The sequence below is a fragment of the Mesotoga sp. H07pep.5.4 genome, from assembly GCF_003664935.1.
Lineage (GTDB): Bacteria > Thermotogota > Thermotogae > Petrotogales > Kosmotogaceae > Mesotoga > Mesotoga prima.
Map to the genome: position 1 here is coordinate 69,613 of NZ_JFHM01000014.1, position 26,434 is coordinate 96,046.

Genomic DNA, 26,434 nt, shown 5'->3' on the forward strand with positions numbered 1-26,434 from the left:
TGACATGTTTATGAATATCATAATCACAATACTTTCGGGGATCGCGCTTCTAATAGTCGCGTTCGTATATACCGTAACCCTTGAAGGAATTGCAAGAAAGATAGATGCAAGAATTCAGAGAAGATACGGCCCGCCTTTCTGGCAGAACTTCATAGATATTTTCAAGTCTCTGACGAAGCACTCGATTTCCCACGGCTTCATCTTCGACTTTGGTTTACTTATGGCTCTGGGAGGGACGATTGCGACGGTCTTCTTCGTCCCGGCCGGCAGTCTCGCCGTCTTTCCGGGAATCGACAATGTCTTTGTAGTGATCTATCTTCTGGCAATTGGCCTTCTTGGAATGGCGATGTCTGCCGTAGGGTCGGGAAATCCAAATGCATCCATAGGAATCGGAAGGGCACTGGCCCAGATGCTTGGATACGAACTTCCCTTCATGATAGTGATTCTCGGGGTCTTTTTCCACCATGGGACTTCATCTCTATCCGATCTTGTAAGCATCCAGATAGCGCAGGGCGCTTACAACGCTTGGTTAATGCCGATTGGCGGAGTAGTTGCCTTTATTTCTCTGATAGGGATGCTCGGAAAGAAGCCCTTCGACACCTTCATTGCACCGGCCGAGATAGCTTCCGGACCACTTGTGGAGTACAGCGGGAAGTATCTCGGTATGCTGATGATCCAGCACGCATTTGCGACATTCATTGAGATCGGATTGTTTGTGAACCTCTTCCTTGGAGGCGGTAGGACTTTATGGGAATTCCTCTTGAAGTTCCTTATAGTGTACTTCTCCATAGTAATCATCTCCGCCACTATTCCAAGATTCAGGGTCGAGCAGGCGATCAAATTCTACTGGAAATGGCCGCTCATTCTCTCCTTCGTTCAAGTAATCATAGTGGTCTTTGTGATGGGGAGGTGATGGCATGAGCGAAGAACGCAAAGCATGGGAAAAAGTAGCAAATATGCTCAGATCACGCTCGTTGTGGATGCTTTATTACTGTACCGGATGTGGAGCTATAGAGCTGCCTCCAACGATGACTTCGCGCTTCGATATGGAGCGTCTCGGGATTGGGCCTATGGCAACTCCTAGGCAGGCTGACATTATGTTAATCACAGGATACCTAAGTACGAAGACTCTCAGGAGAGTCATTTATTCGTACGAACAGATGCAGTCGCCGAAGTATATAGTCGGCTTTGGTTCTTGCACGCTGAATGGGGGAATATACTACGACTCGTACGCAACGATAAACAAACTGGATCTCTATGTGCCGGTGGATCTTTATCTGGCCGGTTGTATGCCCCGCCCGGAAGCTATAGTAAGCGGATTCACCGCGCTGATGAGCAAGATTGACAGAGGAGAGGCCAACGGCTGGAAAGAGTATCAGGAGAAGAACGATTGGTACAAGAAGAATCAGATAGAGGCTCTCGGGGAGGTGTATGTACACGATGAATTTCATGAATGAGATACTTGCAGAAGTGACGACTATTGCCGGAGAATTGTCGGTCAAGGAAGTAACCGCCCGTGAGTCGATCGTATCCGTTGAAGCTTCAATGCTGAACGCGGTTCTTGAGCTCCTGAAGAGAAAAGGCTTCTCTCATCTCTCATTAATAACCGGCGTCGATAGGATAAAAGACGGAGTCTTCGAGGTGTTCTACACCCTTTTCAGATGGGAGACGGGAGAGACTCTGTTGGTGAAGAGTTCTGTTAGTAGAGACAGGCCCGTCATTACTAGCGTGATGCACCTTTGGCCTACAGCAAGGTTTTATGAAAGAGACGTTCACGAGTTCTTTGGTATAGTGTTCGATGGCAACCCCGATCTCAAACCACTCATACTCGAAAACTGGAAGGAAATGCCACCGATGAGAAAAGACTTCGATCCGCAGAAATATTCAAACGAGCACTTTCCGGACAGGAGTTACGAAACAGAGTTCCTGGTCGAAGGGGGCGATGAGAATGAGTAAGGAAGTCAAGCTGTTCTTGGGCCCTAACCACCCCGGGATGCATGGCAATTCAAGCGTTCACCTCTACGTGGAGGGTGACACCGTCGTCAGATCGAGACTCGTTCCTGGCTTTCTTCACAGGGGCTTCGAGAAGTTGATGGAGAGAAGAGGCTGGATGCAAAACCTGGCCTTGATCCCCCGAATCTGCGTGCCCGAACCGGACATAAACGAAATGGTTTACGCAATGGCAGTCGAAGCGCTCACCGGGACGGAAGTGCCAGAAAGGGCTCACTGGATAAGGATGATAATTCTCGAGCTGGCGAGAATAGCTTCCCATCTAATGGCTTTGGGTGGAGTCGGAGGATCTACGGGTCTCTACACGATTTCGCACTGGACTCTTGCCGACAGGGACAGGATTCTAGATATTTTCGAGAAAATTACAGGCGCAAGGGTCTATCACATGTATATCGTTCCTGGGGGTGTAAGAAAGGATCTGCCCGAAGGGATAGAATCTGAGATAGTTGAATTCCTGGATTACATAGAAAGCAGGAGCGATGAATTTGAGAACCTGCTCCTGAAAAACAGGATAATCAGAACGAGGACAGAGGGTCTCGCGCTTCTAACCAGAGAAGAGGCGCTGGAAATAGGTGTAACCGGCGTGGGACTGAGAGCAACAGGTCTGCCCTATGACATAAGAAAGATCGATCCTTATGCAAAATATGACAGTGTGGCTTTCGACATTCCCACCGCAACTGAAGGGGATGCATTTGCCAGATTCACTTTGAAATACTATGAGATGATGCAGAGTATCAGGATACTGAGGCAGGTACTTGAGAAAATGCCGGAGGGACCTGTGAACGCAAAGATCTCATCTGGCAGCGCTCTCAGATGGAGGGTGCCGGAGGGAACTGTCTACACTCACATAGAGTCATCCAGGGGCGAGTACGGATACTTTGTTGTCTCAGATGGAGGGGAAAGACCCTACAGGATAAACGTCAGAGGGGCTTCCTTTCCTCAGGGTTTGTACGGTGTCGAGAAACTGCTAGCAGGCACAAGAATAGAAGACGTTGCTCTCTGGCTAACCACTATGGACTTCTGTCCGCCAGAGATCGACAGATAGGGGGCTGGTAACGTGAGCGTATACGATGATTTCAAAAAGACTTTCTGGGGTCCTACTGTAGCCTGGAAGAGACTGTTCACGAAGCCGGTTACAATAAAAGTTCCACAGGTTTATCGCGAAGCAGCCGAAAGATACAGGGGGTTCCACGTTAACGATTGGGACAAATGCTCCGGATGTGGAACTTGCGCAAAGATATGCCCCACCGACGCCATTAAGATGGTGCCAGTGGATATTACGGTCGATATCGGAAAGAAGGCACAGCGACCGGCTATAGACTATGGAAGATGTTCGTTCTGCGGAATGTGTGTTGACATATGTACGACGGGTTCACTGAACATGACCAGGGAGTATATTCATATATCCGACGACCCTGATAGTTTTTTCTTCCTACCAGATGAAACTGGCATCCATCATGATAGTCAACCTATAGGCTATTCACGCGACGAAAACTCGGAACTGCTCGATCTTGAAAGGGTAGAAATGGAAGAGCTCTCGGGTGAAGAGAGAGTTCAGTCGTTTATAGAATTTGTCAAGGGATTCTCGAAAGAGCAGGCCATAGCGGAGGCGGCAAGATGTGTGGACTGCGAACTCTGCATAGATGCCTGCCCGGCAAAAATGGATATTCCTAGATACATAGAGAGCGTCTTCAAGAACGATACAAAAAAGGGCGTCGAATGGATATACAGGACCAATCCTTTGCCGTCGGTTTGTGGACGCGTCTGTACCCACAAGTGTGAGACCGTCTGTTCAATAGGTAACAGGGGAGAGCCCGTTGCCATAAGATGGCTGAAGAGATATCTCATGGATCAGGAGAAGACGGAAGACGTTATAAGATATGCGAAAGAACAAGAGATAGTCAGAAAGGGAAGTGGCAGAGTTGCGATAATAGGCAGTGGCCCGGCCGGTCTGTCTGCCGCATATTACCTTTCGCTAATGGGCTACTCTGTTACAGTCTATGAAAGCAAAGAGCATGCGGGCGGTGTCATGAGGTATGGTATACCACGCTATCGTCTCCCCGATGAAGCATTGGATGCAGACTTAGAAGTAATAGAAGCCTTGGGTGTGAAGATCGAATGCGGCAAGACAGTTGGAAAGGACGTCACTATAGAACACCTTCATGAGAAGTTCGATGCGGTCTTTCTCGGAACGGGGTTCATGAAGGGAAGAAGCACCGGAGTCAAAGGAGCTGACAGCGAAGGGGTTTTGATGGCCATGCCTCTTCTCGAGTCTATTCGCGATTATCTCAGAGGGGATTCAAGCAAGAAACCGGAGGTGCCAGAAAGCCTTGTCGTAATAGGCGGAGGCAACGTTGCAATGGACGTGGCTCGTAGCGTTGCCCGTCTCCAGAAGATGGAAGGAATGCCGATAGATGTCAAAGTAACATGTCTCGAATCCTCGGATGAGATGCCAGCCGACCTTGAGGAGATAGTAGAGGGAAGGGAAGAGGGAATCAAATTCTTCCCTAGTCGAGGACCGAAGGAAGTCTGTCTCAAGGGCGGCAAAGTCTTCGGATTATCTACGATTGCTTGCACAGCAGTCTTTGATAAAGACGGAAGATTCAACCCAAGATTCGATGAAAGCGACGAAAGTATGATCGAAGGAAAAATGATTGTTGAGGCAATAGGTCAGGCGCCGGACTACGATTATCTTCCAGAATCGATCAGAGAGAAGATACAGTTCGTAAGGGGAAGAATACTCGTTAACGAGAAAGGTCAAACAGATCTTCCCTGGCTTTTTGCGGGAGGAGATATCGTGAATGGTCCGGACATCATTCATGGCGTTGCCGACGGTCACAAAGCGGCAGTTGGTATCGACGAGTACCTTAGTAAAGGGGTGAAGTGATGAGCGATTTCAAGAGCATTCTGGAGGTAGCACTCAGTTTCGAAAAATCAGGCCGGGAGTTCTATAAAAATAATATGCAGAAGGTCAATCAATCCGTTGCCAAAAAGACCTTCGAATATCTTATGGAAATGGAAGACTCTCATGTGAAGTTCATTGAGGGTATGATCGAAGCTCTTGAAGATAACAAGGAGGTTGATTTTGCCCTACAGGAAGAAGCGGAGGAGATATTCGTAGAGAGGCTGAAATCGCAAGCGCTCTCAAACAACTCTTACAGCAGCGATCTTGCCGATCTTTCGATTTTAAGAATGGCCTACCTCATTGAGAGGGATTTTGTTGATTACTACGAAAATGCCTCCAAAAACGTGGAAGACACGAGTGCAAAGAAACTCATGGTAAAGCTAATGAACTGGGAAAAAGGGCATGTTACTCTTGTCAAAGACCTCATGGAAAAGATATACGAAAAGAACGCAATTGATCTTGGCTTCTATCCCTTTTGATTGGAGAGAACGTTCTCGAGAAGAGAGACGAAGAAGCCGTTACGCTTTGCGGGAGAAGAGCCGCTGCACGCTTAAAAGCGGAGAACCCGCTGAATGCTATGAAGAACCATCCTTGGTCCTTCCCAAGAACATGGACCCGTCCCTCGTAATTACCGCTGTACGCTGATGAAAACCACGTTATCCGTCAACGGTCTTCCGAGAAGAGCCTGTCCTTCGATAAGATCAAAGAAACTAAAGAGGTCAGAGGTATGAGGGTAGACGTATGAAGATCAAGATCAAACATCACATACCAACATCATGAACTATTATCAGCATCTTGTGTTCCGTAGCTCTTTTCCAACCTGCAACCACCTACCTGCAACCCCGATCGGTTCAAAACCAGATCCCGAAACAAGTTTGGGATGACCCTTAACAAAGGCCCCAAACAGGAACCCTGAACAGAGACCCCAAACAGGGGCATTTTGGGGCAGGCTCAGCGGGATGACAACTAACGATTAATGCGAAAATGCTATACTCCGTCATTCCGACAAAGCTCATGGTCGGAATCCGGATGCTCTTGCTTCAAGGCTCTCCTCGGCGAACAGAGAACCTCTCAACGGTCAACCAGTTTCTCTTGCTTTTCCTACCACGAACCGCGACCCCCAACCACGGTTTCTCCAAAACCCAGATCCCGAAACAAGTTCGGGATGACAGCGAATGATTATTCAAAAAAGGATAGATTCCGTCATTCCGACAAAGCTCCAGGTCGGAATCCGGATGCTCTTGCTTCACGATTTGACGAAGAACGAAGAACAGATCCTCGCTCTGGAACGAAGTACAAGTTTTTTATTCGGAGAACGGAGAACTGCTCAACGGTCAACCAGTTTCTCTTGCTCTTCCTACCACGAACGCGCAACCCCAACCCCGGCCTTTCCAGCTTTCAGCGTCTCTTAGCAATCGGCGAGCGGCTCTTCTCGTGAACGGTGAACAGCCCGACGGATAACCCATGCCTTGAACTTGTAACCATTCTAAATAGTCATAAGAAGACCGATAATATTTGTCTAGAATTACATGGAGGTATTTATGAAAAGGATTGTCTCAATAATGTTTCTACTCGCATTGATAGGGGTGTTTACTATGGCCAGTACTGAAATACCAGCAGTTGATGCTAATTTGCCAGAAAACTTAGAAACCGCAACCTTCGGATTGGGCTGTTTCTGGGGTTCTGAAGCGGTATTTGGAGGGATAAGCGGAGTATATAAAACCACCGTTGGATACGCAGGAGGCACGAAGGTTAATCCAAGCTATTATTCTCTTGGAGACCACACTGAGGTAGTTCAGATACAGTTTGATTCTTCAGTAATCTCGTACGAAGAACTTTTGGAGCTTTTTTGGCTTTCTCACAACCCTTATGTGAATTACAAGGTTCAATACATGTCTCTAATTCTCTATAACAGTGAGCAACAGAAAGAGACCGCCGAAATGTTCATTGATTCGAAGGAGAACGAAGCCGGCAGGAAGGCGGCCACAGAAGTCTCGCGAATGACCGAGTTCTACAGAGCCGAGGATTACCATCTCAAGTTCTACCTCCAGAGAGAAAAGGAGATTCTCAACGATCTTCTAAGATACTACGAAGATATCTTCGCTTTGAACGATTCAACTGTGGCCGCGAGGCTCAACTCTCTTCTGGCAGGCAAGGGAGACCGAGATCTCATGAAAAACGAGTACGAAGGCTACGGTCTCCAGGATATAGCTCTCGAAAAGGTGAGAAAGATGCTCTATTAGAGAGAAAAGAGTTTCGGAAAAAACCAAGTTAGAGCCTGGTCTGGATTAAGGGGTAAGAGAGAGAAGTAGATAAAACTCATTATCGAGAGTGTGACTTCAATATACGAGACTTGATAAAAGTTGTCTGTCAACGGTCTACGGTCATCAGCGAGAGCTGGGAGTAATGTTGTTGTGATTAGACGCAAGGCGCCGAAAAGCATCGGCCCACGCAAGGTCGACTCCGCAGGGAAGTGATGCACTTATAGAACATTGGACGCAATGCCGGCAAAGATCGTGCCGGGACGCAATGCACTGAGGAGCATCAGTGGACGCAAGGCTGGGCAAGAACTGCCCAGGTCGCAATGCCCGCTTCACGGGGAAAGAGCGGATGAACGCTGCTAAAAACCACGTTATCCGTCAACGGTCCTTCGTACCTACCGAGAAGATCAAATCCAGATCCCGAAACAAGTTCGGGATGACAGAGTGAGGAGCTTCCGAAAGTCGATGTTTGGATAACTTCCTAAGTTGCAGCAAAACCTTGAACTGGTGACCCGGTTTTGTTCACGAAACCCCAGACTCGAGACGAGACCCGTCTTGTTAGGTCTTTTTACTTGCAACTTGGAACTTGCATCTTGCAACTGATTTTTCGCTCTTTCCAACCCCCTACCTGCTACCCCCAACCCCGGTCTTACAACTCATCTCTCAATCAATTCCACTCCCGCGTTCCTGAATTCCTCTAGTGTTCTCTGAACATCGCCCTGGTTAGCCTCAACCCCTTTTGTTCCGTTCATTATTACGTTTATCTTCAAGCCTGCCAGGAGGGCATCGTGAACGGTATATTTTAGGCAGTAGTCAAGAGCAAGCCCGCAAATGTCCAGTTCCTCGATTCCAAGTGCCTTGAGAAGTCCGTCGGTTCCAAGCTGTGTTCCATCGTTCTCTCTGAAAATCGAGTAGCTGTCGACGTGGGGGTGAGTCCCCTTTCTTACTATATAGTCGAAGCGCCAACTCTCTATGTCTTGATGAAACTCTGCTCCATGACTTCCCTGTTGACAGTGAACAGGCCACAAAACGGGGCCGATCCCTTTTCCGTTGTCAAACGGTGTAAAAGGGTCTTTCCCATGATTGACCGCAAAGCTCATGTGATTCGAAGGATGCCAGTCCTGGCTCGCAACTATCACCTTGTACACGGGGTCTTTCATTGTTCTGTTTACCACTGTGTTGATCTTGCTTGCATCGTTTACGGGCAGTGCGCCGGTTTCATAGAAGTCGTTCTGAACATCTACGACTAGCAGTGCTTTACGCATTTCAATCGCCTCACTTTCAAATTTCTAAAGCGCCCTTAACTTTTTGCGAAGTTCTTCATCAACTGAGCCAAGGGCGAAAAGCGTGATCTCGTCCGGTCTTAGCTTCTGAACCCTCTTGATCAGTTCAGCGAACTCGTCCCATCGACCTGTGTAATTGAATGCTCCAAGTCCGATTCTAATATCTTTCAGCGATCCATGAAGACTGCGGATCTTCTCTATCCTGGTGATCACTTCATCCGGTTCCTTTCCATATGCCATAACGACGGCCGAATCAATCAACCCGCTCTTCAACCACTCTATCCAGGGTTGCAGACGATCACTTACAGCTCTTTCTGAATAATCATCGTAGACCGCACAGGATAACTTTTTCCCTTTGGCTCTTACGACTTCGGAGATCATCGAGACCTGTCTCGTGATGGAATAGATTCTGAAGCGAACGAAGGTGTCCTTACTTTCGATAAGTTCCTCTCGATTGAGCCACTTTCTGTATTCAGCCAGAGCAAGCGGATTGTAGCCGAAGCTCTTGAACGGGTACCTTATGAAGTCAAGATGAACCTCTTCCACATCGTAATTTGAAATTTCCGAAGCAATTTGGGCAGTGAATTCTCTCACATCTGGGATACCGGGATCTATGTACGGCCCGAATACTTCTTCTAAATTGCTAGATGAACACTCAAGCATAGAATTGCCGCTCTCGTCTACGGTGATCCATTCCGGTCTCCTGTTCAATACATGCTTTTCGGAAAGGGGTCTTTGCTTTCCAAAACCCCAAACAAGGTTAACGTTCATCCATGCCGAAATCTTGAACTCCCTTCCGCAAGCCTTTTCTATGGTCATCTGAAGTGCATCAAAGTCTTGAACTAATTCTTCGGCGGGAGGGAGCATATTTGAGGAGTAGTAAGAATCGGCGCGATTAACAACCTGTATGTAAGCCCTGAAGGCATTAATCCTGTCTAGCTTTTCGATCATTCTGCTCAGAGATTCCCGAGATACGAGTTCCTTGCTAGGAACCCACACTTCCGGTCTGAATCCGCTCATCTTCTCCTCCATTCAATATGTCGGCAATTCTGTCCAGACTATCAGATGAAGTCGATCACGTTAGATTTTTCGCTTATTTCCGGGATTATTATGCCCTTGCCGTCCGCCATTACTACCGTTACGCCGGGGCCGTGACCGGTAATTATACAGTCTCCGTGCACAACTACTCCGATAGTAACGGAGCCCTCCATATAACCTCCAAGTCCGAAAGAATCGTTGTGGTTCTCAAGGGCTACAAAATCGCCTATTCTTAGCCTGTCGAGACCGACTTTCTTTATGAGTGCCCTGTCATTTGTAATGATGTCGTAGTCTCCGCCGGAAGGATCTCCCGATCCTGAGCCGGAACCCATGAGATAGCCCGGTACTATTGCCCTAACTGGAAAGTGGATCTTTCCATCTCCTTCTCCAACGGGAATTCTATCGAGAAGTTCTGGATCGATATTGTAAACCCTTATCGAAGGATAGTCCTCAAGCACCAATCCTTGGCCGAATCCGACAACCTGTATCTTGTCTCCAATCGCCATCTTCTTCTTTATGTCTTCTTTGAAGTGAATCAAGACATGATTTATGCCGCCATGTTTGCCTATTACTATTCCCTTCTCCCCTTTTGCATCTCCGCTGATCAAAGTGGCCGAATTGCCGATACAGGAATAGCCGACATATGCCGCGTTTTTGTCGTTGTCCGGGTTCTTCGTAGAAACATCCGGTTCAACATGGTCGCCCACCATCTTGAATGCGCTGTCCCCAAGAGCGAAGTTATAGGTTATTCCACCAGTGCCGGGAAAGAGTCTGGGAGTCCCATCGACTTCCAGTCTGAAGGGGCTTCTCCTCAAGGGATGGGCAACTTCTCCGCTTACCGAGATCTTCACTACAGAAGCTTTGTTTGTACGCAATGTACTTTCCTCCATTCAATCGTTGTGTTGTTTTGAAGTACATATATATTATATCAACCCGATAACGCTTGTCCGAACCGTGATATAATCCACGCTGGAGGTTATAAGATGTTTTATCCGGGACATATACAGAAGGCAAAAAGACAGATTCAGAATTACATAAAATCGGTTGATGGAATAGTCGAGCTGCTCGATGCGAGAATCCCTCTTTCGAGCAGAGCCTATGAAGCAGAGAAATTGTTTCAAAAGAAACAGCGCATTGTCGTTCTAAACAAATCCGATCTCGCCGATCCGAAGATCACTTCGATGTGGAGAGACTATTTCAAGTCAGAGGGAAGTGACGTTGTCGAAGCCTCGCTGAGATCGACCGACGCAAAGCAGTTCATTATAAGAGAAATAGTACCGTTATTGAAAAGCAGATTCTACGAAAAGAGATTCATGGTTGTAGGAATGCCCAACGTTGGGAAGTCGACATTTATCAACAGACTCAAAGGCAAGAAATCACTGGCCGTTGGAAATAGGCCGGGAATAACTCGAGGGGTCCAGTGGATAAACGTCTCGGAGAGTATAGCAGTTCTCGACACGCCGGGGATACTATATTCAGATCTCCGATCTCCACACATAACTACGAAGCTTCTTGCGGTTGGTTCCCTACCGTACGAGAAGTTTGACCCTCTTGACGCCTTCGAAAGGGTGCTTGCCCTAATTGTCGAGAGGTATGGGAAAGGTCTCCTCGAGGATTACCTCGGTGAGGAATTCTCCAATCAAGAAGAGTTTGTCGAGAAGTTCTGCAGAAGAAGAAACTATCTTGCCAAACAGGGGGCGCTCGACACTACCAGAGGAGCCCACACTTTTCTCAGGGAGGTCGCTGCCGGGAAGGCAGGCAGACTCTCTTTCGAAGATCCTGAAAGCTTTTACACCAGTGATTCGCCAGAAGCGGAGTGATTTCTCGCTTTGTTTCTCAAATCGCTCCATATGCGATCAATGAAGCTATAGGTCAGCCACTCTTCTACTATGTGCAGTTTTCTCGTGCCGATTCTGGTTGGTTTGACGATGCCCTCCTCTCTTTGGAAATATCCCCTTGCTATTGCGGAGTGAAGGAGATATCTCATCCTCACCGGAAGCCTTCCGAAGTGTTCTTCAAGACGGCGGAGATCTAGTTGACCACCGTAAAGTGCCCAGAAAGAGTAATAAAGAATCGCTGAAAACTTCACCATTTTGATTGTCTTACTGACAGGAAGCTTTCCAGAATCGAGAAATGAGTAGTATTCATCGAGCGAAAAGGTGTTGGTTCGAAACTCCTTTCCATTAAAGGAAGAAGCGCTCGTGCCAATTCCCATAAAGAACTCGCGTGAAACAGAGCTGTATTTTCTTCCTTCGTTTCTCTTCTTGAAGGTCCAGAGTGAGTCCCTAATATAACCTTTTGAGAGAGCGACGTTTTCCAGTTCTTCCAGAATCTCGAGTTCCTTCTCGGGATCGTTCTTAGTGTTTTTGTACGCCGTATCTGCGAAACGCATCATTGGATAGACTGATACCTGTTCCGGGCCGTAAGAAATAGCCGTCTCAAGATCCTCTACGATTCTTCTCCGCGCAAGCTGGTAATCGAAGATCAAGTCAACGTCAACAAAGTCAAAGCCCGCCGAAGTAGTCGCGGCTATCGAATTCAGCGAAACGACGGAATCCTGTCTCCTTCGCCCCATCGAGTTCAAAGTGAAATCGTCGAAGGATTGGATCCCGAGACTAACGAAGTTAACGCCAGTCTCTCTTATTTCCTCAAGCCTCTTGCTGGAGACATCTGCCGGGTGGATTTCAAGAGCGATTTCGCCATCAGTCATTTCCCTGAAATGGGAGACGACTCCCTTTAGAAGGTCCAGGTCATAAGAAGGTGTCCCGCCCCCTATGTATATGGAACTGAATTGTCCAACTCTCTGTAGTTCGGATTCGCGCTTCAAAGCCGTCAAGTATTTGTTTGTCAGTTTAGAGTCGTATTTGATTTTGTTGTAGGGGCAGAAGCTGCAAAACTCCGGGCAAAATGGCACGTGAATATACAGCCCTGGAGATGAATCGAAGGCCATCGGGCCACTACCATCCACGTTTTGTATTCTGAACAGCTTTTTTCCAAGTTCCATGACTCTTTCGGCCAGACCCATTTTTCGCCCTCCCGCTCCATTCTAGTACGTAAAGTGTGTTAATATAATATATGTTCTGAGCATATATCTTATCCTATCTGGAGGTGTTACATGAAAAAGGACGTAGTAATAGTGGGAGGAGGTCCCGCCGGAATCGTCACGGCGACGACGGCAAAGAAGACCTATCCCGACAAGAGCATTGTGGTTATTAGAAGGGAACGTGAAGGAGTAGTCCCCTGTGGAATTCCCTACATATTCCATACTCTTCCGACTGTAGATGCCAATACCATGCCTATTAAAGGCGCTGAGGATCTGGGAATCGATTTTATTTTCGATGAAGTTGATGAGATCAGCACTGATTCCAAAATGGTTAAGCTCTCCGGTGGGGAGTCTATCGAATATGAGAAGCTGGTTATCGCCACTGGTTCACAACCGATATTTCCTCCAATAAAGGGCAGCAAGCTTCCTGGTGTCTTTACCATAGCCAAGGACAAAGAGTATCTGAAGAGTGTATACGCTGCCGCCAAATCGGCGAAGAAAGTAGTGGTCGTTGGTGGAGGTTTTATAGGAGTTGAGGTTTCAGACGAGATCCTCTCCGACGGCAAAGAAGTCTATCTGGTCGAGGCCGTTGACCAGATATTGATGGCGGCCTTTGACAAGGAATTCGGAACCATGGTAAGCGAAAGACTTGAAAAGAAAGGCATGAAACTGCGCACCGGGATGAAGCTGTGTGAGATCAAAGGAGAAGACAAGGTCTCCGGAGTCGTACTTGACAATGGTGAAGAGATCGAAGCAGATATGGTGATACTTTCAATAGGGTACAGGCCGAACGTGAAGCTTCTGGAGAACATCCCCGTTCACAGGGGTATAACCGGTGGAATCTGGGCCGATGAATACATGAGAACCAGTGTTCAAGACGTCTTTGCAGCCGGTGACTGCGTCGAACACAAGTGCTTCTTCACGAGAAAGCCCAGTAGACTGATGCTGGCCTCCACAGCTGCTTTTGAGGCAAGAGTGGCTGGTTCGAATCTTTTCAGCCTAAAGATGGTAAGGGAGAATCACGGAAATCTTGGAGTGTTCTCCACTTCGGTGGCCGGGCTTACGGTCGCTGCTGCAGGTCTTACTGAGTGTACAGCAAAGATGGAGAATTTTGATTACGTGGTCGGGGTTGCAAAGGGAATAGACAGACATCCCGGTTCGCTTCCCGACAAGTCGGAAATCTTTGTCAAGATGGTCTTCTCCAAGGAGAGCGGGATTCTTCTTGGAGCCCAGATGGCAGGCGGAAAGAGTGTCGGAGAGATGATCAATATTATCGGGCTAGGTTTGCAGAAAGGAATAACCGTGAACGATTTCCTCACGATGCAGATCGGTTCCCATCCACTACTCACGGCTGCCCCTACTAGCTATCCGTTAACTTTAGCGGCTGAAAATGCTCTAATGAATTTGAGAAAGGAATAAGAAACACTACAAATAGAAGAAGCTACCTTTAGGGTAGCTTCTTTTTATGTTGAAGGATATCACTTTGCTTTCCCCTGATTAGCGACGGCCTGTTGTGCCTTTGCAATCTCTTCGGGGTCGCCCAGATAATAGTGCTTTATTGGTTTTAGACCGTCATCCAGTTCATAGACTAGAGGTATTCCGGTCGGAATGTTCAATCCTACGATCTCCTCGTCTGGGATATTGTCCAGATACTTGACAAGTGCCCTAAGGCTATTTCCGTGGGCTACTATCAGTACTTTCTTTCCAAACTTTATCTGTGTGGATATCTCATTTTTCCAAAGTGGCAGGAATCTTGCTACTGTGTCCTTAAGACATTCGGTTCTGGGGAGTTCCTCGTCTGAAAGAGACCTGTATTTCGGGTCGTGACCTGGAAATCTCTCGTCACTCTCTTCGAGCGCAGGCGGCCGAATATCGTAGCTCCTCCTCCAGATCTTCACCTGTTCTTCGCCGTGTTTTGCGGCGGTCTCAGCTTTGTTAAGGCCCTGGAGGGCTCCATAGTGTCTCTCGTTCAGTCTCCAGTCCTTGATCACCGGAATCCACATGAGATCCATTTCGTCCATTATGTACCAAAGGGTTCTTATTGCCCTCTTCAGAACTGAAGTGTAGGCAAGATCGAAATCGTATCCATCGGCCTTCAGCACCTTCCCCGCATTCTCTGCTTCCTCTCTTCCCTTTTCGGAGAGATCAACATCGGTCCAGCCGGTGAAACGGTTCTCTTTGTTCCATGTGCTTTCTCCGTGTCTTACCAGTACGAGTTTGGTCATCTTTCTCCTCCTTCCTTATATCTCCTACATTATAAACTATTCTTCAAACTGAGGTAGATCGGTCCATCTTTTGAAAGAAAATTCAATAGTTCACGGTCTTATTTCCTGTTCTTTGTCATCCATTCGACCGCGAAATCTACCAGTTCTACTTGGGGAATTAAGACTGCTTTTCCATATCCAACCACTCCCCTATTGACAGTTGTTGGGAAGGCTTCTTCGAAAGTTTTTCCTATCGTTTCAAAGTCTTCCGTTTCAAGCTCATAGTCGATGAACTCTCTCCAGACTCTCTTTCCGTTTTCAATTATAGGGGCTCCATCTTTGCAAAGTTTTCTCGATGGAAAATCGGCGCGGTACTCTGCAAGATGTAAAGAGCTGTTATTCCGATGGCTCACCCCCAGGAGCAATATGTAAGCATTGAGATCATACAATCTGGCCAGAGGCGATCCCTCTCCCATTCCAAACTCCAGTTCGTGGTTATCTACTATGTAAGAGGCTCTCTTGCCTCTCGCAACGAAAGAAACCTGGGGGTGATCGCTCCTGATAACACCCTTCATCTTTCTAAAGGTCTCGGGGATTACACCCATTCCTCTGGTGGGGGTTTCGACCCTGTTGAAGGGAGGCATTGTCCTTCTAATTGGGTCGAACCAGCTCTCTGGAACAGGGGGATTTGTCCAGTTAGATGGCTCGCTTAGATCTCCGGAATGAGCCGGCATAACAAGAGTTCCATCCTCGTCTAGAATTGTTTCAAGTGCCTTTACTACGGCAACAGCACCGCCACATACCCAGCCCAGCCTGCTCAGGGAAGAATGTACTAGCAATACCATTCCCCTTTTGACTCCAAGTTGTTTAAGACTGGAGATAAGACTCTTCGTAGTTACCGGCCCGTTATTGCTCAGCTTCACTGCTTCTGCTTCACTCATTTACTACTCCCGAAAATCGATCACAATGAACTTCATCATTTCGCGATCAACCATTTTATTTCAATCTCGGCGCTTCTCCTGTCTGCGGAAGAGTCCTCAAAAATGACCTTCAGATTGTATTCACCATCGCCTTCAAAGATCAATTCATTTTTCGTTTCTTCCCAATCATCGGCGAGACTGGCGACTTCTTTCCCGTCCCTTTCCACTACCAGATATGCGTTGTTGCCGATCATAACTTTTTTGTCCATTCGCGCTATAAGCTGCTGACCCGGCCTGAGTGAGACGGTGGCAAAGCTGTTTCCCGAATCTCTGGCATAGAGTGTCTTACTCTCGTAGCCGTCGAATCCAGCCAGGCAGAGTGTCAAGATCACAAGCCCGATTATTCCCAGAATTGTAAAAAAACGACCTACATCGATAAGGGTCAAAGTCATTACCTCCGTAGTAGCCTGTATTAGATAAATTATAACCGAATTAATCCGAGATGTCGTTCTTAGAACCGCTGATAGAGCAGAAATTTGAGACTGTAATCACGTCTAATTAGGACGATTTCAGTCGATGTATAATTGAAAGGATAATTATGAGCCTCATGTCTAGAATTAATGGCTTTCCGTTTTCAAATATTAGATTCGCATTCACTATATCCATTTGGTTTTGGACATGAGAGACTATATTATTGTTATAGAGATAGTTGAAAGGGGGTAAACTGCCTTGAAGATAATTATCTTTGGTGGTACCGGAAGAGTGGGGAGGGTCATTCTAGATAGGGCCTTAGGCGAAAATCATATAGTCACAGTCTTCGTTGGAGACGTTTCAAAGTTGACCGTAAGAAAAGAGAATCTTAGGATCTTCCAGGGGGACGTCTTCAACAGTCAGAGTGTAAGGGACGCAATAAGAGGTCAGGATGCCATAATCAGTGCCCTCGGTCCAGACAATTCAGGCAGTGTCAACGATACCCTGGCAGTAGCTATGAGAAATATTGTCAGTGGCGCAAGAGAAACCGAGGTAAACAAGATAGTCACGATCGCGAATTCCGGGATTCTTCAGCTTTCCCCTAGAGAGCTAAGGCTCGATTCTCCCAACTATCCTCAGTACCTGAAAAAATCTTCAAGAGAATTTCTGGACGCGTTCGAAATCCTCAAGACTTCTGAACTGGATTGGGTTGTCGTATGTCCTCCATTCATGACTTTTTCGGAGGGCAACCAGAGTTACAGGGTTTCTGCCGATTTCCTTCCAGAAAATGGAGTGAAGATTTCGGTTCAGGATGTCGCTGAATTTGCCTTCAAACAGTTGTTCACCTCTGAGTACTCTCAGAAGAGAGTTGGAATAGCCTATTAGAATGGAGTTATCTTGAAAAGAGAAAGCCCCGGTTCGGAAATACGTATTAACAGGCTGGAGGCACTTACCGATGGTGTTTTTGCCATTGCCATGACTATTCTCGTCCTATCACTCGAAGTACCAAGCAGAAGTCAGGTCACGAGCCAAAGCGAACTTGTTCAGAACATCATGAGCAAGGGTTATCAGTTTTTGAGCTACTTCATATCCTTCTTCGTTATTGGATCGATCTGGATCTCGACTATAAGGAGAACACACATTCTCAATAAGACCGATTACAAACACCTTTGGCTCAACATGCTCAATCTCTTTTTCGTCACGACGATTCCTTTCACTACATCCCTTTTGGGAGATTACGGCGAGTATGAATTTGCAGAGGTGCTCTTCCACTTAGATATCTTGATACTTGAGACAATCGCTCTAGTTCAGTGGCAGTATCTGATGAATAACAAGGATCTGATCCGTGAAGATGCAATAGATGATTCAAATTTAATCTACTATAGAAAAGTCTACATCTTTCATGTAATTGTTCCTTTGCTCGGTATTGCGGTCTCGGTGTTTACTCCCGTTTGGAGCAACCTTGTCTATCTCGTCATATTTTTCAGGGTGTTCTTTATCCGCAGGTAATACTACGGAACATAAATAATTGCTAGAATATATCCATAATCTAGGGGGCGATGGAAATAGCTTTCACCATTATTCGTTTTATAGTTGCGGTTCTAACTGCCGTAACCGGTGTGTATATAGTATTGAGACCTGAATCCTACGCAAAACTTGCCGAGTTTTCGACCGGCAATTCAAGAGGGAGAACCGAGGTAAAGACTATTATGGGGGGAACCTTTATAGGGCTGGGAGTGGCTCCAATAATTCTCCTTGGCTCAACGATTGCCTTCATTTTTCTGGGAATAGTTTATTTGTTCATCGCGGCAACGCGGATTTTATCAATGTTTGTGGACAAGTCATTCACGTTCACCAATTTAATTATCCTTCTTGTTGAAATGGCTTTTGGTCTAATTATGGTGATTCGTGTATGAACTTATAAAAACCGACTTAGGTCGGTTTTTTTATGCAAAGAATCCCTACCCTTGTGAGCTCGACTGAAGAAATGGAGGAAAAGAAATTGAGAGAGGAAGATCTGAAAAGGGCAATACTTGAAGCATGGTCAAAACGATTGGGTTTTTCATCCGATAGATTTTTTCTTGGAACGTATTTCTTTTTTCCCGATGAGAGCAAGAGAGGAAAGGGCGGGATCGAGCAACTGAGCTTTGAAAGGCAGACAGTCATCTTATACGATCCCTTGCTAGAAGATGTTTTCAAGTCTATAGAAACCCAGGATGAGAATCCCGGCGATTATTTGGCCGATTTGATTCGAGACTCGTTTCTTCTTTTGAAGAAGACTTCCATCAAATATCTCAATCCTTCAAATTACGTTCCTTTTTACCCGCCCGCCGAGTTCAGTGTAAGAAGGCTCAATCAAGGGGACAGAACGGCATTCTATCGCTTCAGAAACCAGTGCACCAGGGAGGATCTGGCCGAGGGGTTTGTAGAGCTTGATCATGTTGCCGTTTTCGGAGCCCTGTACGAAGACGAAATCGTTGCGGTTTCCAGCATAATTGTTTGGGATGAAATTGCAGATATCGGTATAATTACGATGCCTGATTTCAGAGAGCTCGGTCTGGGCAAGGCTCTTGGTTCTAGAGCGAGCGAGTGGGCTGTCATAAACAAAAAATTGATTCAGTACAGGCATAACGTCTTGAACTATGGATCGCTTAAGGTTTCTCGCGCTCTGGGGTTTAGAGAGTACATTGTAGATCAGGAATACTCATACAAAGGTTAGATTTTCTTGGGTGAAAGATAGAAGTGACAGGGGCTCTTCCGGTGAGTGATCATCTGTCCTTGATATTGTAACCTGTAAGTCAGAACTTCTTCTAATTAGAGATCGAATTGTAGCTTTAGGATTTGACACGGTAGAAGACAAAAGTGTAGAATCCTTTCATACCAGCGGGGAGTTGAGTAAATGATAGACTTCAGGTTTTCCTGGATAAATGCATATTCTTATTATTATAACAACAGAAGCATTTGCTTGTGAGTGATTAACTCCGGGTAAGTGCTTCTTGCATTTACTCCGGATGAAAGATATGAAAGGGTCTCCAATCCGGAGACCCTTTTCTTTTTCAACAGGAATGCGGGGTGGTGAGATGGTAGTCGTTCTTAAGAGAGGTACCGGCGAAGAGGGGATTAAGCAAGTGGAGTCTCTTTCTGAGAGTCTGAATCTCAGCTGTCATGTTTCCAGAGGATTGGAAAGAGTGGTAATAGGTGTGATTGGAGACGACCGATATATGTCGGTGGAACGCTTTGAGGCTCTTGAATGTGTTGAGCAGGTTGTACGTGTTCTTAAGCCTTTCAAGCTCGTATCGAGAGAGTTTCACAGTGAAGATATCTCAGTGGAGATCGGGGATTTGTCTGTTGGAGAAGGCAAGTTCATAGTCATGGCCGGTCCATGCGCGATTGAAGATCGACCTATGATGGAAGAGAGCGCAGCCTTTCTTTCGGAAATGGGAGTTAGGGTAATTAGAGGGGGAGCCTTCAAGCCGAGGACTTCCCCGTACTCTTTTCAAGGTCTCGGAGAGATTGGCTTGAGATACTTGAGAGAGGCCGCAGATCATTATGGCCTCAAGACGGTGACCGAAGTAACTGGCGAAGGGACGCTTGAAGCCGTGAGTGAAATGAGCGACATACTGCAAATTGGCGCGAGAAACTCGCAGAACTTTCAGCTTATACAGAAAGTGGCCGAAAAGAGAAAGCCTATTCTTCTGAAGAAGGGCTTCATGAATACGGTCGAAGAGCTTCTCCTTTCAGCAGAGTACATCGCATCGAGGGGAAACATGTCGATAATCCTTTGTGAAAGGGGAATCAGAACCTTTGAGACGGCCACGCGGAACACGCTGGACATCTCTGCCGTACCTCTAATAAAGCTGCAATCGCCTCTGCCGGTCATCGTGGATCCGAGCCACGCCTCGGGGAGAAGAGACTTGATAATACCACTTTCCAGAGCAGCTCTGGCTGTCGGGGCAAATGGTATCGAAGTAGAGGTTCACCCAAGGCCGGAGAAGGCTCTTTCGGACAGCAAACAGAGTCTCAGTTTCGGCGAATTTGAAAAGCTTATGAATAGTCTCGAACAGTTGGCCGATGCCACAGAGCTTTCGCTCACTTGATAGGTTGGGAGGAAAAGATGAGGTTACTACCTTCAAAGAAAGTTGTCGGAGAAATTGCTGTACCTCCGGATAAATCGATTTCTCACAGGGCTCTAATGATGTGCTCTATGAGTAGCGGCGTTAGTGTCGTCCACAACCTGCTTGAAAGCGAAGACACTCTGAGGACGTTTAGAATAATCGGCGAACTTGGAGGGAACTTCAGAGGCGGCTTCGACAGAATGGAAATATCTTTGGCGTCGTGGAAAGAATCGTTAAGGCCTCTTGACTGTGGGAATTCCGGGACTACCGCTAGACTGATGGCCGGAGTTCTTTCGGGAAAGGAAGGTTTTCACGTTCTCTTTGGAGATGATTCTCTGTCAGGTAGGCCAATGGAGAGAGTCGTTAGACCCTTGAAAGAGATGGGGGCAAGCATATCGGCCCGCCAGGATTCACTTCTTCCAATGTGTATAACTGGTGGAAAGCTGAGCGGATCTGAGCATTCTCTCTCAGTTGCCAGCGCTCAGGTCAAGAGTGCGATTTTGCTGGCGGGGATTCAAGCGGAAGGTACTACGGCCGTTACTGAGCCACACTGCAGCAGGGACCACACAGAGAGACTACTCCGATCAATGGGTGCCAAAATCAGTGTAAGTAATAAGAGAGTTGAAGTAGAAAAGAGCGAGCTTCTACCGATCCGGTTTTCGATTCCCGGGGACGTTTCATCGGCCGCCTTTCTGATAGTTCTGGCGGTTCTTCATGAAAATGGCAAGGTGACGATTCGAAATGTCGGACTGAATCAAGGGAGGACCGGATTCCTAAGACTTCTCATGAGTATGGGTGCAGACATCGAGCTGGAGATTGAAGAGAGCTTGCCAGAACCGGTTGGCGCAATCGTGGCCAGGACTTCCCGCCTTAGAGGAGTGGATGTTGGAAGTGATTTGATTCCTTCAATGATAGATGAGCTTCCGCTGATTGCGCTTGCCGGAGCTTTTGCGGAAGGCACAACGACTCTCAGAGGGGCCGGGGAGTTGAGAAAGAAAGAGTCGGACAGGATATCCGTTACCGTTCAGAACTTCAGAAGAATTGGCGTAGAGATCCTTGAATATGAAGATGGTTTTAGCGTTGAAGGTCCTCAAAGAATAACGGGAGGCAAGGTCGACTCTTATGGTGATCACAGGATTGCGATGCTTTTCTCAATAGCCGGACTGCTGAGCGGTGAAGGAGTGGAGGTAGGCGATTCGAAAGCAGTCGATGTTTCCTTTCCGGGGTTCTTCGAAACACTCGAGGAGGTTTGTCAGTGAAGTTATGCATAATTGGACATCCAGTTTCCCACAGTCTATCGCCGGCCATTTACGGACGGTTTTTCGAAAGAATGCGCATCGATGCAACCTACGAGGCAGTTGACATTCTTCCAGATGAATTCGCAGAAAAGATAGCTTCAGTTGTTCAGGATTTTCACGGGTTCAACGTTACCATCCCTTTCAAGGAGAAGGTTATCGCTTACGTGGTCAGCCAGGTTGAACCTCCGCTCTCGGCAGTAAATTGCGTCTTCGAGGGAATGGGGTATAACACGGACTGGGTCGGTTTTGGTAAGCCTTTGCTCGAGAGATCGATAGAGGAGCCTGTAATGGTTATTGGAGCCGGAGGTGCTGCGAGGGCAGTGATTTTTTTCTTGAGGAAAGCGGGCGTGAAGAGGATAGAACTCTTGAACAGAACGCTTTCCAGGGCGGAGAAGATCAAAGAGGAGTTCGAGATGCCAGGGCGGTTTGAAGTTGGTGTCTTTCCAATTGAGTCAATCAGAGAGGTTGCTTCGAGGAGCATGAGTATAGTTAACGCTTCCTCTCTTGGAATGAATGGAGAGGAAACGGGGATCACCTCTAAAGAACTGGACGGCAAGAGCCTCGTTTACGATCTGATCTACTGGAAGACGCCCTTGATCGAGCTTTCATACAACTGCGGAGTGGAAACCGTTCTTGACGGAAGACAGATGCTGCTTCATCAAGCTCTCGAGAATCTCAGAATATGGGGTCTGCCTTCAGGCAAGGTCTTCGAAAAGGCGTTCTGGGAAGTGATGCAATGAAGTTTACCGTAGCCGGAGACTCTCATGGCAGCGGCGTCTTCGGGCTTATCGAGGAGTTGCCCTCTGGTGTTTCTCTTTCAATCGAAGAGATAAATAAACAGCTACAGCGAAGGCAGAAGAGCTATGGCAGGGGAGAGAGGATGAAGGGCGAACAGGACAGGGCAATCGTGAAGTCGGGTCTGTGGAAGGACCTTACGACTGGTGCCCCTCTTCTGATTGAGATAGAGAATAAGGTTTCCAGTGCCGAGAATAGCGTGAGAAGCATCCCAAGGCCCGGACATTCCGATTATGCTGCGTGGACGAGATACAAACTGAATGATCTGGCGGTTTATGCAGAGCGAAGCAGTGCGAGATGGACTGCAGCACTTACGGCTATCGGTTCGGTCGCGTCTCAGATTCTTCATGAACTTGGAATTACCGTGTGCAGTTCAGTCATAGCGATCGGAAACGTCAGCTGTGAACGCCCCTCATGGAGAGAATGGATTTCGAGGGATCTTAGATCTTCGGTTTTTTGCCACGATGAAATCGCCTACCGAGAGATGTTGAAGGAGATCGATACGGCAAGGGAGCTTGGGGAAACCCTTGGGGGAAGATTTGTTGTAATCGCCGATGGGATACCGGCGGGGACCGGCGGATATGGCAGTCTCTTTGAAAGACTCGATTCGAGAATCGGGAAGCACTTCATGGCGATTCCCTCCGTTAAGGGTATATTCATTGGAAATCCCGATGTGAGCCTTCGAGGAGGCGAATACCACGATAAGCTTTACATCAAAGACGGGATAGTTTTCAGGCAGACGAATAACGCCGGCGGTATCGAGGGTGGGATATCAAACGGCGAACGAATCGTTGTTGAGGCAAGCGTGAAGCCGATCCCTTCGTTGAGGAGGGGAATCTCTTCCGTTGACTTGAGCGACTTGAATGAGACAAAGACTCCTTACGTTCGTTCCGACACTACAGCCGTTCCGGCGGCTGCAGTCGTAGGAGAGTCTATGCTTGCGCTCTTGTTACTTGAGGCGATTCTCGAAAGATTTGGAAATGGTGATTTCTGCTCGATAAAAAGGAGGGTGAAGGATGAGAGTATTCCTCATTGGAATGATGGGTTCGGGGAAGAGCACGATAGGTAGAATCCTCTCTTCGGTTCTCGACAAAAAATTCATAGATATGGATTCGGAGATCGAAAGGGCTAAGGGGATGAGCATAAGTGAGATTTTTGAGAAAGAGGGTGAGAAAGAATTCAGAAGACTGGAGAAGAACCTTCTGAAAGAGCTAGTCCGGAGCGACGAGATTGTCGTATCGACGGGAGGGGGTGTAATACTGGATAATGAGAACCGTCAGACATTAAAGGGAGAGAATTCCATCTATCTCAGACTTCCTCCAGCCGATCTATACAGAAGGGTAAGTGTGAAGGGTCGCCCTCTACTGAGGGAAGGGAAGGAAAGCATTTTCAGGATTTGGGAAGAACGAAGGGAGCTCTATGAGCAGTTTCCTTCCGTTGATACTTCGAGTCAAACACAGTGGGAGACCGTTGCAGCGATATCTATGAAAATCGCCGCCGGTGAAAGAAAGACACTTAATAGCAGTTCTCACCCTGTCTCAATATCCCCGGGTGGGTTCAAATCCATAGGTAGGATGCCGAACACGGTAGTCTCAAAAAGGGTTCAAAGGATCTTTTCCGAATGGATTCCCTCTTCGGCTTTTTCCATAGATGACGGTGAAGAAGCAAAGGGATTTCATACACTTTTTCAAATCTATGAATATCTAATGGATCGAGGAGTTTCTAGAAGTGACATGGTGGTCGGTGCAGGTGGAGGAACCGTAACGGATCTCGTTGGATTCGCTTCCTCGACATTTAAGAGAGGTGTTCCAATAACCCTATATCCAACGACTCTTCTTGCTCAAGTAGATGCTTCAATAGGCGGGAAGAATGGGCTGAATTTCGAAGGATGCAAGAATGTTGTCGGCAACTTCTATATGCCCTATGAGACAATCATAGATCCAGTAGTAACGCTTTCGATGGACGAAGGACGGTTTGAAGAAGGCCTGGTAGAGGCCTTCAAGATATTCCTTATCACGGGCCGATGGTATGAGAATTTCAAGAGCCGATGCAGAGACCTGAAGAATAGGAATCTGAGAGCCCTGAGTGAGATGTTGGAAGAAGCCGTAAGGCAGAAGGATAGAATAGTGGCGATTGATACGCGTGAAACAGGAATGAGAAGGATTCTGAATCTTGGCCACACACTGGGGCATCTCTACGAGCCATTAGCCGGAGTTTCGCACGGCATGGCGGTGGCGTGGGGGCTGGAAAGAGAGATGCACTACTTCGCAAATCTAGGCCTTATAGATGAGGAAATGTACAGAGAAGTCTCGGAAACGCTATCCGAAATCGTCGGTCTTGATTTCCCACAGCTACCTGTCGAAGATGCTCTAAGATTACTTAGAAATGATAAGAAGGCAACGACCTCGGAGAGCATGGAGATAGAGATTCCTCTCGTAAGGAAGCCAGGTTCCTTTGAATTTGCAAAGGTGAGACTAGATGATCTATTGGCCGTGGTCGTATGAAAATACTTATATTGAACGGGCCAAACCTCAATATGCTTGGAATGAGAGAAAAAAGTCTGTATGGTAGCTTCACATACAGCGAACTTAGTGAAGCCATCGAAAGAAAGTGCCTGGAAAGCGGGGCTTCAAGTGAATTGTTCCAGTCCAATCACGAAGGAGACCTTATAGAGAGGATTCATAACATTGACTATGATGCGATCGTTATAAATGCAGGTGCACTAACTCATTACAGCTACTCGCTAAGAGACGCGCTTGAATTGTTTAGAGGGATCAAAATCGAAGTCCACATCTCAAACATCTTCGCCAGAGAAGAGTTCAGAAGCAAGTCGGTTATCTCTCCGGTATGCAGCGGAACGATCGCAGGACTTGGACTGAATGGATACTTGCTTGCGATAGAATATGCAGTTTCACATCTTAAATCGTTAACAGATCGGGAGGCGACAGAGTGAAAGCTATAAGGGGAGCAACATCTATTGAAGCAGATTGCCCTGAAGAGATAAGAAACTCCGTGATTGAACTCATGGAGGAGATATTCAGCAGGAATAAGATCACCGAACTGCACTCCGTGATATTTACCGTAACTAATGACATAACTTCATACAATCCAGCGACTGCTTTCAGAAAAGTGTTCAATCAAAGCGATGTTGCGCTTCTGTGCCTATATGAAGCCTCCTTTGAAAACTCTCCCGGGGGGATTATCAGAGTGCTTCTCCACTGTGAGTCGGAGACGAAGAATTTCGTTTATCTGCGACGAGCTAAAAATCTCCGGCCCGACAAGGTGCAGGCAGGAGATTCGAAGGCATGAAGGTCCACATAATAGGAGCCGGTTCGATCGGGGGATCGATTGCATTGAGGCTTTCGAAGCGCGGCCATAGGGTTTCGATCTTTGACCAGAATGTTGTGACAACAGAGATGCTTAGGAAGAAGGATCCAAGCATTGAAGTATCTTCAGATGCCTTTACGCCAGGGGACCTGACCGTTATCGCACTACCAATGAACTCCGAAGAGGAGCTGCTACTGTCGGCCGATTTCACCGGCCCGGTATTTGATGTTGCGAGCGTAATGCAACCCTTCCAGGAGATAGCTAGACTCAGGAAGATAAGATTGATAAGCGGCCATCCCATGGCCGGCAACGTACACAAGGGTCCGGCCGGCTGGGACGAATCTATGTTCGATGGCCGCGTATTCCTGTTTTCTCCGGGAGAGTTCGCAACCGGAGAGGACCTTGACCTTGTGCTGATGGTGGTATCTGAACTGGGGTCTTCTCCCGAATACCTCCCGCCAGAGAGGCACGATTATATAGTCGGTAGAATAAGCCAAACAGCCTATTTTCTTTCGAGAACTCTTCTGAGACTGGGTGGTGATTTTGAGAAGTATTCCGGACCCGGTTACGCTTCGACCTCAAGGCTTGGAAGACAGAACATGGATATGGTTCTCGATATGGCGAGATTCAATGGCAGGAATATCGCCTCGTCGCTGGAGGAAGCGGAGAGTTATCTCCATGACATAAGAACTGCAATCGAGGAGGGGGATCTCAGTAAGCTTGAAGAACTGATATCGGGATATTAGGAACGAAGAGTTTCTCTG

Annotated in this window: 28 protein-coding genes; 21 read left to right on the plus strand and 7 right to left on the minus strand. The window is 47.2% G+C overall.

What is annotated here, in order from left to right; all coding sequences use genetic code 11:
* The first annotated feature begins 4 nt into the window (after positions 1-4).
* The 7 genes from Y696_RS08420 (at position 5) to msrA (ending at position 7,158) form a co-directional block, all read left to right on the plus strand.
* A complete protein-coding gene (locus tag Y696_RS08420) occupies positions 5-913 on the plus strand; it encodes a respiratory chain complex I subunit 1 family protein (RefSeq protein WP_099773080.1) in 909 nt (302 codons plus the stop codon).
* A 4-nt stretch (positions 914-917) separates the two neighbouring features.
* Entirely contained in the window at positions 918-1,457 is a 540-nt protein-coding gene (gene nuoB / locus Y696_RS08425; RefSeq protein ID WP_006488760.1) for an NADH-quinone oxidoreductase subunit NuoB, read from the plus strand.
* Positions 1,441-1,956 (plus strand): NADH-quinone oxidoreductase subunit C, encoded by a 516-nt coding sequence (locus tag Y696_RS08430; protein ID WP_121510258.1) that lies wholly within the window; start codon positions 1,441-1,443, stop codon positions 1,954-1,956. The genes nuoB and Y696_RS08430 overlap by 17 nt, the downstream gene beginning before the upstream one ends.
* On the plus strand, positions 1,949-3,055 hold the full coding sequence (locus Y696_RS08435; protein WP_099773150.1) for an NADH-quinone oxidoreductase subunit D: 1,107 nt from the start codon (positions 1,949-1,951) through the stop codon (positions 3,053-3,055). The genes Y696_RS08430 and Y696_RS08435 overlap by 8 nt, the downstream gene beginning before the upstream one ends.
* A gap of 12 nt (positions 3,056-3,067) precedes the next feature.
* Positions 3,068-4,897 carry an FAD-dependent oxidoreductase gene (locus tag Y696_RS08440; RefSeq protein ID WP_014731289.1) on the plus strand — a complete coding sequence of 610 codons (1,830 nt, stop codon included), beginning with the start codon at positions 3,068-3,070 and terminating at the stop codon, positions 4,895-4,897.
* Positions 4,897-5,394 (plus strand): ferritin family protein, encoded by a 498-nt coding sequence (locus Y696_RS08445; protein ID WP_121510259.1) that lies wholly within the window; start codon positions 4,897-4,899, stop codon positions 5,392-5,394. Before Y696_RS08440 ends, Y696_RS08445 begins: the two co-directional genes overlap by 1 nt.
* A gap of 1,062 nt (positions 5,395-6,456) precedes the next feature.
* Entirely contained in the window at positions 6,457-7,158 is a 702-nt protein-coding gene (gene msrA / locus Y696_RS08450; RefSeq protein WP_121510260.1) for a peptide-methionine (S)-S-oxide reductase MsrA, read from the plus strand.
* 674 nt (positions 7,159-7,832) lie between these two features.
* Here msrA and pncA read toward each other — a convergent pair.
* The 3 genes from pncA to Y696_RS08465 are packed head-to-tail and all read right to left on the minus strand — an operon-like array spanning position 7,833 to position 10,372.
* Complete coding sequence (gene pncA, locus Y696_RS08455) at positions 7,833-8,441, minus strand: bifunctional nicotinamidase/pyrazinamidase (protein ID WP_121510261.1); 609 nt, start codon at positions 8,439-8,441, stop codon at positions 7,833-7,835.
* Positions 8,442-8,465: 24 nt separating this feature from the next.
* Positions 8,466-9,479 (minus strand): glycoside hydrolase family 10 protein, encoded by a 1,014-nt coding sequence (locus Y696_RS08460; RefSeq protein ID WP_259459898.1) that lies wholly within the window; start codon positions 9,477-9,479, stop codon positions 8,466-8,468.
* A gap of 41 nt (positions 9,480-9,520) precedes the next feature.
* Positions 9,521-10,372: a DUF4438 domain-containing protein gene (locus Y696_RS08465; RefSeq protein ID WP_014731295.1), complete on the minus strand. Its 852-nt coding sequence runs from the start codon at positions 10,370-10,372 to the stop codon at positions 9,521-9,523.
* A gap of 108 nt (positions 10,373-10,480) precedes the next feature.
* Between Y696_RS08465 and ylqF the strand changes: the two genes are divergently transcribed.
* Entirely contained in the window at positions 10,481-11,317 is an 837-nt protein-coding gene (gene ylqF, locus Y696_RS08470) for a ribosome biogenesis GTPase YlqF (protein WP_121510263.1), read from the plus strand.
* Here the strand turns inward: ylqF and Y696_RS08475 are convergent.
* A complete protein-coding gene (locus Y696_RS08475; RefSeq protein WP_121510264.1) occupies positions 11,287-12,522 on the minus strand; it encodes a radical SAM protein in 1,236 nt (411 codons plus the stop codon). The genes ylqF and Y696_RS08475 overlap by 31 nt on opposite strands.
* Positions 12,523-12,612: 90 nt before the next feature.
* Here Y696_RS08475 and Y696_RS08480 point away from each other — a divergent pair, with 90 nt between their 5' ends.
* Positions 12,613-13,959, plus strand: coding sequence for an FAD-dependent oxidoreductase (locus Y696_RS08480; RefSeq protein ID WP_099773090.1), 1,347 nt, complete (start codon positions 12,613-12,615; stop codon positions 13,957-13,959).
* Positions 13,960-14,018: 59 nt separating this feature from the next.
* Here Y696_RS08480 and gpmA read toward each other — a convergent pair whose 3' ends face one another.
* From gpmA to Y696_RS08495, 3 genes are all read right to left on the minus strand, one after another.
* Positions 14,019-14,765, minus strand: coding sequence for a 2,3-diphosphoglycerate-dependent phosphoglycerate mutase (gpmA, locus tag Y696_RS08485; protein ID WP_121510265.1), 747 nt, complete (start codon positions 14,763-14,765; stop codon positions 14,019-14,021).
* Between the two features lie 98 nt (positions 14,766-14,863).
* Positions 14,864-15,685 carry an aminoglycoside N(3)-acetyltransferase gene (locus Y696_RS08490; RefSeq protein ID WP_014731296.1) on the minus strand — a complete coding sequence of 274 codons (822 nt, stop codon included), beginning with the start codon at positions 15,683-15,685 and terminating at the stop codon, positions 14,864-14,866.
* A gap of 35 nt (positions 15,686-15,720) precedes the next feature.
* Entirely contained in the window at positions 15,721-16,116 is a 396-nt protein-coding gene (locus Y696_RS08495) for a hypothetical protein (protein ID WP_236609133.1), read from the minus strand.
* Between the two features lie 277 nt (positions 16,117-16,393).
* Here Y696_RS08495 and Y696_RS08500 point away from each other — a divergent pair, with 277 nt between their 5' ends.
* From Y696_RS08500 to Y696_RS08555, 12 genes are all read left to right on the plus strand, one after another.
* Positions 16,394-17,020: an NAD(P)-dependent oxidoreductase gene (locus Y696_RS08500; protein WP_099773092.1), complete on the plus strand. Its 627-nt coding sequence runs from the start codon at positions 16,394-16,396 to the stop codon at positions 17,018-17,020.
* Between the two features lie 12 nt (positions 17,021-17,032).
* Positions 17,033-17,644 carry a TMEM175 family protein gene (locus tag Y696_RS08505; RefSeq protein ID WP_014731298.1) on the plus strand — a complete coding sequence of 204 codons (612 nt, stop codon included), beginning with the start codon at positions 17,033-17,035 and terminating at the stop codon, positions 17,642-17,644.
* Positions 17,645-17,694: 50 nt separating this feature from the next.
* Positions 17,695-18,051: a DUF4345 family protein gene (locus Y696_RS08510; protein ID WP_006488403.1), complete on the plus strand. Its 357-nt coding sequence runs from the start codon at positions 17,695-17,697 to the stop codon at positions 18,049-18,051.
* Between the two features lie 86 nt (positions 18,052-18,137).
* A complete protein-coding gene (locus Y696_RS08515; protein ID WP_121510266.1) occupies positions 18,138-18,854 on the plus strand; it encodes a GNAT family N-acetyltransferase in 717 nt (238 codons plus the stop codon).
* 361 nt (positions 18,855-19,215) lie between these two features.
* Positions 19,216-20,232, plus strand: a complete 1,017-nt coding sequence (gene aroF, locus Y696_RS08520) for a 3-deoxy-7-phosphoheptulonate synthase (protein WP_121510267.1) — start codon at positions 19,216-19,218, stop codon at positions 20,230-20,232.
* A 17-nt stretch (positions 20,233-20,249) separates the two neighbouring features.
* Positions 20,250-21,509 carry a 3-phosphoshikimate 1-carboxyvinyltransferase gene (gene aroA / locus Y696_RS08525; RefSeq protein ID WP_121510268.1) on the plus strand — a complete coding sequence of 420 codons (1,260 nt, stop codon included), beginning with the start codon at positions 20,250-20,252 and terminating at the stop codon, positions 21,507-21,509.
* Positions 21,506-22,288: a shikimate dehydrogenase gene (locus Y696_RS08530; protein WP_121510269.1), complete on the plus strand. Its 783-nt coding sequence runs from the start codon at positions 21,506-21,508 to the stop codon at positions 22,286-22,288. The genes aroA and Y696_RS08530 overlap by 4 nt, the downstream gene beginning before the upstream one ends.
* Entirely contained in the window at positions 22,285-23,412 is a 1,128-nt protein-coding gene (aroC, locus tag Y696_RS08535) for a chorismate synthase (RefSeq protein ID WP_121510270.1), read from the plus strand. The genes Y696_RS08530 and aroC overlap by 4 nt, the downstream gene beginning before the upstream one ends.
* Complete coding sequence (aroB, locus tag Y696_RS08540; protein WP_014731304.1) at positions 23,360-24,847, plus strand: bifunctional shikimate kinase AroK/3-dehydroquinate synthase AroB; 1,488 nt, start codon at positions 23,360-23,362, stop codon at positions 24,845-24,847. Before aroC ends, aroB begins: the two co-directional genes overlap by 53 nt.
* Entirely contained in the window at positions 24,844-25,296 is a 453-nt protein-coding gene (gene aroQ / locus Y696_RS08545; RefSeq protein WP_006488389.1) for a type II 3-dehydroquinate dehydratase, read from the plus strand. The genes aroB and aroQ overlap by 4 nt, the downstream gene beginning before the upstream one ends.
* A complete protein-coding gene (gene aroH / locus Y696_RS08550; RefSeq protein ID WP_006488387.1) occupies positions 25,293-25,652 on the plus strand; it encodes a chorismate mutase in 360 nt (119 codons plus the stop codon). Before aroQ ends, aroH begins: the two co-directional genes overlap by 4 nt.
* On the plus strand, positions 25,649-26,416 hold the full coding sequence (locus Y696_RS08555; RefSeq protein ID WP_121510271.1) for a prephenate dehydrogenase: 768 nt from the start codon (positions 25,649-25,651) through the stop codon (positions 26,414-26,416). The genes aroH and Y696_RS08555 overlap by 4 nt, the downstream gene beginning before the upstream one ends.
* Positions 26,417-26,434: the final 18 nt, after the last annotated feature.

What these genes read in the sequence shown, in the direction of transcription:
- Y696_RS08420 (WP_099773080.1), top strand. Translation starts at nt 5, where the DNA reads ATGTTTATGAATATCATAATCACAATACTTTCGGGGATCGCGCTTCTA.
- nuoB (WP_006488760.1), top strand. Translation starts at nt 918, where the DNA reads ATGAGCGAAGAACGCAAAGCATGGGAAAAAGTAGCAAATATGCTCAGA.
- Y696_RS08430 (WP_121510258.1), top strand. Translation starts at nt 1,441, where the DNA reads ATGAATTTCATGAATGAGATACTTGCAGAAGTGACGACTATTGCCGGA.
- Y696_RS08435 (WP_099773150.1), top strand. Translation starts at nt 1,949, where the DNA reads ATGAGTAAGGAAGTCAAGCTGTTCTTGGGCCCTAACCACCCCGGGATG.
- Y696_RS08445 (WP_121510259.1), top strand. Translation starts at nt 4,897, where the DNA reads ATGAGCGATTTCAAGAGCATTCTGGAGGTAGCACTCAGTTTCGAAAAA.
- msrA (WP_121510260.1), top strand. Translation starts at nt 6,457, where the DNA reads ATGAAAAGGATTGTCTCAATAATGTTTCTACTCGCATTGATAGGGGTG.
- pncA (WP_121510261.1), bottom strand. Translation starts at nt 8,441, where the DNA reads ATGCGTAAAGCACTGCTAGTCGTAGATGTTCAGAACGACTTCTATGAA.
- Y696_RS08460 (WP_259459898.1), bottom strand. Translation starts at nt 9,479, where the DNA reads ATGAGCGGATTCAGACCGGAAGTGTGGGTTCCTAGCAAGGAACTCGTA.
- ylqF (WP_121510263.1), top strand. Translation starts at nt 10,481, where the DNA reads ATGTTTTATCCGGGACATATACAGAAGGCAAAAAGACAGATTCAGAAT.
- Y696_RS08475 (WP_121510264.1), bottom strand. Translation starts at nt 12,522, where the DNA reads ATGGGTCTGGCCGAAAGAGTCATGGAACTTGGAAAAAAGCTGTTCAGA.
- Y696_RS08480 (WP_099773090.1), top strand. Translation starts at nt 12,613, where the DNA reads ATGAAAAAGGACGTAGTAATAGTGGGAGGAGGTCCCGCCGGAATCGTC.
- gpmA (WP_121510265.1), bottom strand. Translation starts at nt 14,765, where the DNA reads ATGACCAAACTCGTACTGGTAAGACACGGAGAAAGCACATGGAACAAA.
- Y696_RS08490 (WP_014731296.1), bottom strand. Translation starts at nt 15,685, where the DNA reads ATGAGTGAAGCAGAAGCAGTGAAGCTGAGCAATAACGGGCCGGTAACT.
- Y696_RS08495 (WP_236609133.1), bottom strand. Translation starts at nt 16,116, where the DNA reads ATGACTTTGACCCTTATCGATGTAGGTCGTTTTTTTACAATTCTGGGA.
- Y696_RS08510 (WP_006488403.1), top strand. Translation starts at nt 17,695, where the DNA reads ATGGAAATAGCTTTCACCATTATTCGTTTTATAGTTGCGGTTCTAACT.
- aroF (WP_121510267.1), top strand. Translation starts at nt 19,216, where the DNA reads ATGGTAGTCGTTCTTAAGAGAGGTACCGGCGAAGAGGGGATTAAGCAA.
- aroA (WP_121510268.1), top strand. Translation starts at nt 20,250, where the DNA reads ATGAGGTTACTACCTTCAAAGAAAGTTGTCGGAGAAATTGCTGTACCT.
- aroC (WP_121510270.1), top strand. Translation starts at nt 22,285, where the DNA reads ATGAAGTTTACCGTAGCCGGAGACTCTCATGGCAGCGGCGTCTTCGGG.
- aroB (WP_014731304.1), top strand. Translation starts at nt 23,360, where the DNA reads ATGAGAGTATTCCTCATTGGAATGATGGGTTCGGGGAAGAGCACGATA.
- aroQ (WP_006488389.1), top strand. Translation starts at nt 24,844, where the DNA reads ATGAAAATACTTATATTGAACGGGCCAAACCTCAATATGCTTGGAATG.
- Y696_RS08555 (WP_121510271.1), top strand. Translation starts at nt 25,649, where the DNA reads ATGAAGGTCCACATAATAGGAGCCGGTTCGATCGGGGGATCGATTGCA.